Annotated in this window: 1 rRNA gene (only partly in view); it reads right to left on the bottom strand. The window is 51.4% G+C overall.

The annotated features are described in order from the left end of the window. Positions 1-1,170 (bottom strand): 23S ribosomal RNA (locus tag GW591_RS23995); it reaches 1,830 nt to the left of the window's first position. Positions 1,171-1,245 lie beyond the last annotated feature (75 nt).

The raw sequence follows: 1,245 nt of genomic DNA, 5'->3' as shown, positions 1-1,245 counted from the left end.
CGTCGCTGCCGCAGCTTCGGTGCATGGTTTAGCCCCGTTACATCTTCCGCGCAGGCCGACTCGACCAGTGAGCTATTACGCTTTCTTTAAATGATGGCTGCTTCTAAGCCAACATCCTGGCTGTCTATGCCTTCCCACATCGTTTCCCACTTAACCATGACTTTGGGACCTTAGCTGGCGGTCTGGGTTGTTTCCCTCTTCACGACGGACGTTAGCACCCGCCGTGTGTCTCCCGTGATAACATTCTTCGGTATTCGTAGTTTGCATCGAGTTGGTAAGCCGGGATGGCCCCCTAGTCGAAACAGTGCTCTACCCCCGAAGATGAGTTCACGAGGCGCTACCTAAATAGCTTTCGGGGAGAACCAGCTATCTCCCGGTTTGATTGGCCTTTCACCCCCAGCCACAAGTCATCCGCTAATTTTTCAACATTAGTCGGTTCGGTCCTCCAGTTAGTGTTACCCAACCTTCAACCTGCCCATGGCTAGATCACCGGGTTTCGGGTCTATACCTTGCAACTTGACGCCCAGTTAAGACTCGGTTTCCCTACGGCTCCCCTATTCGGTTAACCTTGCTACAAAATATAAGTCGCTGACCCATTATACAAAAGGTACGCAGTCACCTAACAAGTAGGCTCCCACTGCTTGTACGTACACGGTTTCAGGTTCTATTTCACTCCCCTCGCCGGGGTTCTTTTCGCCTTTCCCTCACGGTACTGGTTCACTATCGGTCAGTCAGGAGTATTTAGCCTTGGAGGATGGTCCCCCCATATTCAGACAGGATGTCACGTGTCCCGCCCTACTCATCGAACTCACAACTTGTGCATTTTTGTGTACGGGACTATCACCCTGTACCGTGCGACTTTCCAGACGCTTCCACTAACACACAAACTGATGCTGGTTCTGGGCTCTTCCCCGTTCGCTCGCCGCTACTGGGGGAATCTCGGTTGATTTCTTTTCCTCGGGGTACTTAGATGTTTCAGTTCCCCCGGTTCGCCTCATTACACTATGTATTCATGTAATGATAATGTGTCGAAACACACTGGGTTTCCCCATTCGGGTATCGTCGGGTATAACGGTTCATATCACCTTACCGACGCTTTTCGCAGATTAGCACGCCCTTCATCGCCTCTGACTGCCTAGGCATCCACCGTGTACGCTTAGTCGCTTAACCTCACAACCCGAAGGTGTTTCCACCATCGCGCTGCGATTATTTGAGAGACTCTGTTACAGACTAATCCACCACTCA

Source organism: Rahnella aceris (assembly GCF_011684115.1).
Lineage (GTDB): Bacteria > Pseudomonadota > Gammaproteobacteria > Enterobacterales > Enterobacteriaceae > Rahnella > Rahnella aceris.
The sequence above is the reverse complement of the archived record's forward strand: the minus strand, read 5'-3'. Positions and strand labels throughout refer to the sequence as shown.